The organism is Mesorhizobium sp. M4A.F.Ca.ET.050.02.1.1, assembly GCF_003997725.1.
Classification (GTDB): domain Bacteria; phylum Pseudomonadota; class Alphaproteobacteria; order Rhizobiales; family Rhizobiaceae; genus Mesorhizobium.
On record NZ_RZSG01000248.1, the window covers coordinates 1 to 7,672 of the forward strand.

At 62.1% G+C, this 7,672-nt stretch carries 13 protein-coding genes; 7 read left to right on the plus strand and 6 right to left on the minus strand.

Annotation, left to right across the window (positions count from 1 at the left end; genetic code table 11):
• From EOA33_RS17490 to eno, 4 genes are all read right to left on the minus strand, one after another.
• On the minus strand, positions 1–546 hold a 546-nt coding region (locus tag EOA33_RS17490; protein ID WP_348628245.1), incomplete at its 3' end, for a biotin/lipoyl-containing protein.
• A 15-nt stretch (positions 547–561) separates the two neighbouring features.
• Entirely contained in the window at positions 562–1,602 is a 1,041-nt protein-coding gene (gene pdhA / locus EOA33_RS17495) for a pyruvate dehydrogenase (acetyl-transferring) E1 component subunit alpha (RefSeq protein ID WP_127406165.1), read from the minus strand.
• 196 nt (positions 1,603–1,798) lie between these two features.
• On the minus strand, positions 1,799–2,122 hold the full coding sequence (locus EOA33_RS17500; RefSeq protein ID WP_126054629.1) for a septum formation initiator family protein: 324 nt from the start codon (positions 2,120–2,122) through the stop codon (positions 1,799–1,801).
• Between the two features lie 156 nt (positions 2,123–2,278).
• On the minus strand, positions 2,279–3,553 hold the full coding sequence (gene eno, locus EOA33_RS17505; RefSeq protein WP_127406166.1) for a phosphopyruvate hydratase: 1,275 nt from the start codon (positions 3,551–3,553) through the stop codon (positions 2,279–2,281).
• A gap of 199 nt (positions 3,554–3,752) precedes the next feature.
• Between eno and EOA33_RS41355 the strand changes: the two genes are divergently transcribed.
• A complete protein-coding gene (locus EOA33_RS41355; RefSeq protein ID WP_274608485.1) occupies positions 3,753–3,875 on the plus strand; it encodes a hypothetical protein in 123 nt (40 codons plus the stop codon).
• Positions 3,876–3,941: 66 nt separating this feature from the next.
• Here the strand turns inward: EOA33_RS41355 and EOA33_RS17510 are convergent, their stop codons facing one another.
• Both EOA33_RS17510 and EOA33_RS17515 read right to left on the minus strand, forming a co-directional pair.
• Positions 3,942–4,307, minus strand: coding sequence for a PRC-barrel domain-containing protein (locus EOA33_RS17510; protein WP_127406167.1), 366 nt, complete (start codon positions 4,305–4,307; stop codon positions 3,942–3,944).
• 70 nt (positions 4,308–4,377) lie between these two features.
• On the minus strand, positions 4,378–4,584 hold the full coding sequence (locus tag EOA33_RS17515) for a dodecin family protein (RefSeq protein WP_126054632.1): 207 nt from the start codon (positions 4,582–4,584) through the stop codon (positions 4,378–4,380).
• A gap of 168 nt (positions 4,585–4,752) precedes the next feature.
• On the opposite strand from EOA33_RS17515, the gene EOA33_RS17520 reads away from it, so the two are divergent.
• The 6 genes from EOA33_RS17520 (at position 4,753) to EOA33_RS17545 (ending at position 7,550) form a co-directional block, all read left to right on the plus strand.
• Positions 4,753–6,015 (plus strand): site-specific integrase, encoded by a 1,263-nt coding sequence (locus EOA33_RS17520; RefSeq protein WP_127406168.1) that lies wholly within the window; start codon positions 4,753–4,755, stop codon positions 6,013–6,015.
• 37 nt (positions 6,016–6,052) lie between these two features.
• Entirely contained in the window at positions 6,053–6,238 is a 186-nt protein-coding gene (locus tag EOA33_RS17525) for a hypothetical protein (RefSeq protein ID WP_127406169.1), read from the plus strand.
• Complete coding sequence (locus EOA33_RS17530; protein ID WP_127406170.1) at positions 6,238–6,489, plus strand: hypothetical protein; 252 nt, start codon at positions 6,238–6,240, stop codon at positions 6,487–6,489. The genes EOA33_RS17525 and EOA33_RS17530 overlap by 1 nt, the downstream gene beginning before the upstream one ends.
• 219 nt (positions 6,490–6,708) lie before the next feature.
• Positions 6,709–6,906, plus strand: a complete 198-nt coding sequence (locus EOA33_RS17535) for a hypothetical protein (RefSeq protein ID WP_127406171.1) — start codon at positions 6,709–6,711, stop codon at positions 6,904–6,906.
• Entirely contained in the window at positions 6,903–7,277 is a 375-nt protein-coding gene (locus EOA33_RS17540) for a hypothetical protein (protein ID WP_127406172.1), read from the plus strand. The genes EOA33_RS17535 and EOA33_RS17540 overlap by 4 nt, the downstream gene beginning before the upstream one ends.
• A 21-nt stretch (positions 7,278–7,298) precedes the next feature.
• A complete protein-coding gene (locus tag EOA33_RS17545) occupies positions 7,299–7,550 on the plus strand; it encodes a hypothetical protein (protein WP_127406173.1) in 252 nt (83 codons plus the stop codon).
• Positions 7,551–7,672 lie beyond the last annotated feature (122 nt).

A 7,672-nucleotide genomic window follows, 5' to 3' on the forward strand; every position in this document is an offset into this window, starting at 1 on the left:
TTCCTGCAGCAGGCCTTGCGTGATCTTGTAGGCGCCCTGGTACTCGGCGACCTCCTCGCCCATGACGAAGACGTCGCCGTCGCGGCGCATTTCCTCCGCCATGGCGTCACGCAGCGCCTCGCGCACCGTGGTCGACACCATCTCGGTGCCGGCCGGGATGTCCGGATCGGCGGCGACTTCCGCTCTCGGCGCCGCCGCGACGGGTGCCGCGGCCTCGCTCTTGGCCGCAACAGGCGCAGGTGCTGCCGCCTCAGGCCTGGCAGGCTCCTCGCCGATGCCTTCGCCGGCCTTGTCGACGTCCTCGCCGTCAACCGCGATCACGGCGATAACGGCGTTGACCTTGACACCTTCGGTACCGGCGGGAACCACGATCTTGGCGAGCGTGCCCTCGTCGACGGCTTCGACTTCCATCGTCGCCTTGTCGGTCTCGATCTCGGCGATGACGTCACCGGCGACGATCTTGTCGCCCTCGTTCTTCAGCCATTTGGAAAGATTGCCCTCTTCCATCGTCGGCGAGAGCGCGGGCATGAGAATTTCGATCGGCATGTCCTTGCCCTCCCTTTACAGTACGATGTCGGTCCAGAGCTCGGACGGATCCGGCTCGGCGTCGTTCTGGGCAAATTCGGCGGCGTCGGCGACGATGTCGCGGACCTCCTTGTCGATGGCCTTGAGCTCGTCCTCGCTGGCCCATTTCTTGTCGAGCAGCCGCGCCCTGACCTGCTCGATCGGGTCATGCTCGGAGCGCATCTTCTGCACTTCTTCCTTGGAGCGGTACTTCGCCGGATCGGACATCGAATGGCCGCGATAGCGGTAGGTCTGCATCTCCAGGATCAGCGGGCCGTTGCCGGCGCGGCACCATTCGGTGGCGAGATCGGCGGCGGACTTGACGGCGCGCACGTCCATGCCGTCGACCTGGATGCCGGGGATCTTGAAGGAAGCGCCGCGATGCGAGAAATCGGTCTCGGCGGAGGAGCGCGACACCGAGGTGCCCATGGCATAGCGGTTGTTCTCGATGATGAAGATCACCGGCAGCTTCCACAGCGAGGCCATGTTGAAGCTTTCGTAGACCTGGCCCTGGTTGGCGGCGCCGTCGCCGAAATAGGTCAGCGAGACGTTCTTGTTCTCGCGATAGCGGTTGGCGAAAGCGAGACCGGTGCCGAGCGAGACCTGCGCGCCGACAATGCCGTGGCCGCCATAGAAATGCTTCTCCTTGGAGAACATGTGCATGGAGCCGCCCTTGCCCTTGGACAGGCCGCCCCGGCGCCCGGTGAGCTCCGCCATGACGCCGCGCGGCGACAGGTCCATCGCCAGCATGTGGCCGTGGTCGCGATAGGCGGTGATCATCTGGTCGCCTTCGATCAGCGCCATCTTCATGCCGGTGACGACGGCTTCCTGACCGATATAGAGGTGGCAGAAGCCGCCGATGAAGCCCATGCCGTAGAGCTGGCCGGCCTTTTCCTCGAAGCGGCGGATGAGCAGCATGTGCCGGTAGGCGGCGAGCTCGTCTTCCTTGGTGAAGTCGGCAGGCTTCGGGGCCGAGAGCCCTTGTGATTTACCGTCGTTTTTGGATTTGGCAGGCGCTTTTCTGGCGGCGGTGGCCATGCATCACTCCCTGTTGGCGTCTCTTCGCGGACATTTAGAGCAGGATGAAATCCGCTCCGAGGGAGATCGTCTCTCCCCACCGATTTGAGCGAGGCTAACATGCGGGAAAGCATTGCGCCATGCTGAAAAATGCATGGCTGGCATGCGTCTAAGCGATTAAAATCATTGAAAATATAGGCGATTAACTGGAATTCAGTTATTTCGCTGATACCGGCAACATGACGGTGATTTCGTCGGCGTGGGAGAGATTGAGCGCCTTACGAGCCTGCTCGTCAAGCATATCTTTCTCCAGCGTGCCCTCGTGCATGAGCTGGACCCGCCGCTCGAGATCGACCCGGCGCGCCTTGACGGTGTCGAGCTGCGCCTGCAGTTCGACCGCTCTGGCTTGGAGCTGATACTTGGAATAGATGCCGAACTCGCCGTGATAGGCGTGGAAGCCGAAATAGGCCAGGAACAGCACGCAGAGCGAGGGGACGATCAGCCGGCCGGTGTTTCTCTGCTTGTGCTGACGTGTCCACATGATCCAGATCCTCGCGGCCGCGAACCCGAACGGCCCCAGAATCTTTTTCGCTCCATTGTGCTTAATGGACGGTTACGGATGGACGTATCCAGTGCCCCAAAACGAAAAAGGGCGGGGAACGCCCGCCCTTCCTAGACACAACGATGGGATGCCAGATCAGGCCTTGACCACCGACTTGCCGGCGTAGCGTGCCTGCTTGCCCAGCTCTTCCTCGATGCGGATCAGCTGGTTGTACTTGGCCATGCGGTCGGAGCGCGACAGCGAGCCGGTCTTGATCTGTCCGCAATTGGTGGCGACAGCGAGATCGGCGATGGTCGAGTCCTCGGTCTCGCCCGAGCGGTGTGACATCACCGCGGTGTAGCCGGCCTTGTGCGCGGTCTCGACGGCGTCGAGCGTTTCGGTCAGCGAGCCGATCTGGTTGACCTTGACCAGGATCGAATTGGCGACGCCCATGCGGATGCCGTCGCGAAGCCTTGCCGTGTTGGTGACAAACAGATCGTCGCCGACAAGCTGCGTCTTCTTGCCGATGAGGTCGGTCAGGATCTTCCAGCCTTCCCAGTCGTCCTCGGCAAGGCCGTCCTCGATGGTGATGATCGGGTAGTCGGATGCGAGCTTGGCCAGGTACTTGGCCTGCGCCTTCGGATCGCGGGTCTTCTTCTCGCCCTCATAGACGTAGTTGCCGTCCTTGAAGAACTCGGTCGCTGCGCAATCGAGGCCGAGCGCAACGTCCTCGCCCGGCCTGAAGCCGGCCTTCTCGATCGATTCCATGATGAAATCGAGCGCTGAGGGTGCGCTCTTCAGATTGGGGGCGAAGCCGCCCTCGTCGCCGACATTGGTGTTGTGGCCGGCATCCTTGAGCTTCTTGCGCAGCGTGTGGAAGATTTCCGAGCCCCAGCGCACGCCGTCGCGCAGCGTCGGCGCGCCGACCGGCAGGATCATGAATTCCTGGAAGTCGATCGGATTGTCGGCATGCGCGCCGCCATTGATGATGTTCATCATCGGCACAGGCAGCACGTGCGCCTTGGCGCCGCCGACATAGCGGTAGAGCGGCAGGCCGGCCGCTTCGGCCGCGGCCTTGGCGACCGCCAGCGACACGCCGAGGATGGCATTGGCGCCGAGCCGGCTCTTGTTCGGCGTGCCGTCGAGCTCGATCATCGTCTGGTCGATGTGGATCTGGTTCTCGGCTTCCATGCCGCCGATCGCCTCGAACAGCTCGCCGTTGACGGCCTCGACGGCGCGCTGGACGCCCTTGCCGAGATAGCGCGGTCCGCCGTCGCGCAGCTCGACCGCTTCATGGGCGCCGGTCGATGCGCCTGACGGTACCGCGGCGCGGCCCATCGAGCCGTCTTCCAGCACCACGTCGACCTCGACGGTGGGATTTCCACGGCTGTCCAGGATTTCACGCCCGACTATGTCGACGATGGCGGTCATTGCGATGTCCCCGATTGATCGATTGAAGCGTCGCGCCCCTCTTAGCCAAAGTGCCGCAAAAGGCAATCGGGCCGCTCGCAAATATTGCCGCCCGGCCGATTCACGAAGCGCAAATTTCTGTCATCATAAGTCATGCGCGGCACGCCGCTTTCTGGTCTATGATTCTGCTTGCGCGGGGCGAAACAGGAGGAGTTTCGCCATGTCCCAGTTGAGCGGTATCGTGAGTTTGTTCCTGATCGCGGCAGCGTTCCTGACGTCGTGCGACAACCAGCAGCCCCAGCAGGGCGCCGCGCAACTGTCGACACTACAGGCAGCGCAGTAGGATCTTCCAGAAGAAGGGCCCCCGCATGTGCGGGGGCCTTTCGATTGCGACCTGCCGACTTGGCGATCAATGCCAGTAGGGCTTTACGTGGTAGTATTCGAATGACGCATCGCGTGCCGCCTCGCCGTCGGCGCCGGTTAGCTGGTCGATCGAATAGGCCGGGGCGGCCTTGAGCTGCTCCTTCGTGAAAGCGACGACGTAGCCGCCCATATTTTCGTCATAATCGAGGCTTGCCCACGGAATGGCGTGATACTTCTCGCCCATGCCGAGGAAACCTCCGAAGCCGATGACGGCGAACATGATGCCGTTCGACATCTTGTCCAGCATGACGTCCTCAATGCTGCCGATACTGTCGCCTGCGGTATTGTAGACCGACGTGCCGATGACGCGCGAGGCGGCAATGGCTTCGGTGTGGCCAGACGGCGTAGTCATAGTGCTGCTCCTCTCGGTTAATGCCTGTTTTGACAATGAGGGGAGCGGGCGAAGGTTCCCGACTTTGTGCTTAGCTGTCGGTGAGGATGAACGTCACTTTCATGTTGACGCGATAGGCGATGATCTTGCCATCCGCGACGACGATCTTCTGGTCCTGGATCCAGGCGCCCTCGACGTTCTTCAAAGTTTTTGCGGCGCGGGCAATGCCCTTCTCGATGGCGTCCTGAAAGCTCTTTTTGGACGATGACGTGATTTCGGTGACGCGGGCGACAGACATGGCTTCTGTCTTCCGCCCTTTCCAGCATGTTCCAGCCAGTTCTAGAGAGGTCTAAAAGCCCTTTTTATGCAAGGGTTTGCGGGCCGATTTCAGGTCTAGACAGTTCTAGAGTAGTACGGCATATTCTAGCTTATATTTGTAGGTAGAGATGTGGGCAGGGAATCGACCATGGCGAGAATGATCAACAAGCTGAGCGCGGCTTTCGTCAACAAGGCCAGCAAGCCCGGCCGCTACAGTGACGGCGGCGGGCTGTATCTCCAGATCAGCCAGTTCAACACAAAGAGCTGGGTGTTTCGCTTCATGATCGACAGCAAGGCGCGGACGTATGGCCTCGGCAGCTTCCCGAAATTCTCGCTGGCGGAAGCCCGCGAGCGGGCGCGCAAGGCTGGCCAGCAAGTTTCCGACGGCGTCGACCCGATCTCCGCCAAGGCCGAAAAGAAAGCCGCCCGCAAGGTCGCGGCGAGCCAGCTGCTGACATTTGCCGAGGCCGCCGAGCGCTACAAGAAAGCGCACGCTGCCAGCTGGAGCAGCACTATCCACGCCGCGCAATGGTCGTCCACGCTTGAGGCCTACGCCTACCCCATCATCGGCGAGCTGCCGGTGCGCGATGTCGATGGCGGGCACATCATGCAAATTCTGGAGCCGATCTGGACCTCGAAGACCAAGACCGCCACGCGGGTGCGCGGCCGGATCGAGGTCGTGCTCGACTGGGCCAAGGCGCACGGTTTCAGGACCGGCGACAATCCGGCCGCGTGGCGCGGCAATCTCGACGTCAAGCTCGCCAAGCCGGCGGCGGTCGCGGCGGTCGAGCATTTGCCCGCCCTGCCCTACACCGACATCGGCGGCTTTGTGGCCGAGGTGCGCGCCATGGAAGGCGCCCGCCCGGCGGCGCTGGAGTTTACGATCCTGACCGCCATGCGGACTAATGCCGTGCTCGGCGCCCGTTGGCCCGAGATCGACCGCGACAGCGCGCTCTGGGTCATTCCGGCCGATCGCATGAAGGGCAAGAAAGGCGCACGCAAAGAGCACCGCGTGCCGCTCACCAAGCGCGCGCTCGAAATCCTCGACGGGCTCGCCGAGCAACGCACGAGCGACAGCGACTACATCTTTGCCGGCGATAAACCGGGCAAGCCGATGTCTGAAGAGGCCATGTCGCGGGTTCTGAAGCGCCGCATGAAGCGCACCGACATCACGGTCCACGGCTTCCGGTCGACCTTCCGCGATTGGGCGGCCGAGGCAACGAACTTCCCTCGCGAGATCGCCGAGGCGGCGCTGGCCCACGATCAGAAGAGCAAGGTCGAGGCCGCCTACCAGCGCGGCGACATGCTGGAAAAGCGCCGCCGGCTGATGACGGCATGGGCGAACTACTGCGCGACCTCGGCGAAAGCCGAGGCCAAGGCAGACAACGTCACGCCGATCCGGGCGGCCTGAGCCGCCCAATCCAAGCACGCAGAAGAGCGAGAGAACGATGAGCACCGAAAGCAACGCGGAAGCGCAGGCCGACAATGCGCGGCCGACAACAGCACTGCAGCGGGCCGCAGCGGCCCTAATGGAGGCCATGCAGGACGAGGCCGACAGCGCTCGATCGAAGGATCAGGCGCTGCTCGACGCGCTAACCAAGCCCGAGGACCGCCCCGAAGGGGCCGCACGGTGATGGTCGTACAACTTCTCGGCACGACCCCGATCCGGCCCGGTTTTGAAAAGGCCTACGATGCCGCAGTCCTCTTCGAGGCGAGGAACCCTGGATGCTCGCTCGACGAGGTCGTCGCGCACCTGCTCGAAGAGGAGGTGCTGCCGGACTGGTGCGCCTCTTGGGAGGCTGCCGAGGCTGCAGTGGCAGAATGGCGGACGTTCTGGCACTACCTGGCGAACATAGTTCAGTACCGTAGCTGGATGGCGCACTGAGACGCTGCAGCGTCCGAGCCCTTGACAGGAGGGTCTGCGACGGTCAGCGGCGCAGTTGCATCAGGCAGCACCGCGCGTGCATGGTCGAACAGGGCTTTGAGCCGAAACGATAGGTCGTCGCCACCGCGGTCCAACATTGCCAAAGCGTCCGGCCTGCTCTAGCGCTTTCCTGCGGCTCGCTGCATTCTGGCGCGATCAAAGAGGAATGGGATCGATTTTATGGCCAGGGAAGCCGACTATCAGGATGACGATATAATGGTCATCTCGCGCGACCCGCTGAAAGGCAAGTTGCTGCTGATCACGGAAGATGACGAAGAGATCGAGCTTCATCTGGAGAGGGACAGCGCCGAAGCGCTGATCAGCGCGCTGGGTGCCTTCCTGATGGAGGGCGGCGCCGGTGTGAGGCTGCGGAAATGATTGACGCGCTGAAAATGATCGGCGCCCTGCTTTGCGGGGCTGCGCTGCTGTTTTTGGTTTATGTCCACAGTGATGAGCAACGAAACCACGATTTCACGACATGGGTAAATAGCGAAGGCCAGTCTGCCGATTCGTGCTCTTCGATCGGAGAAGGCTTGCGCTGCGTCATCCCCGCCGCGAAAGGGGCGTTGCCCTACCTATCGATCCTCTCCAGCCTCATTGCGGCCGGTTTCGGTATCCGGGCTGCGACCATCACAATTCGCAATTCCATTGATGACTTTATCAGCGATCTTACACGGCAGGGGCGATGGGCCAGCATGGCCGCCGTGGCTGCTAGCCTGTCGGTAATTCTTCAGGGTGGGACAGGTTGATGCAGTGAAGGGTGCAGCGGAATGACGTCTAGCTGGGCCACCCTGGGGTGGGGCTTGTTCGGGGCTTTGATGGCTTGGGTAACGGCGGAACTGGTTCGTGGAGTTCGCGGCTACCTGGATAGACGCCTTGATAGAATAGAGCAGCGGCTATCGAACATCGATTTCGTTCTCGGCGAACTGAAGAAAGACAGCGACGTCAGATCGAACCGAGAATTTATGGACGAGTTCCAGCAACGCTATGGTGGTCAGCGACGCACTGACGACGACTGCTGAACGGCGGCCGGAGCGAGGCTGCAGGAATAACCCGGCCAGCCGGTGTGCGTTTTGCTTTGAGTTCCACCCCACCGGCCCGGTGGGTCGTCCAGAGCTACTCCCGCTTTAGGGACAAGGCATCC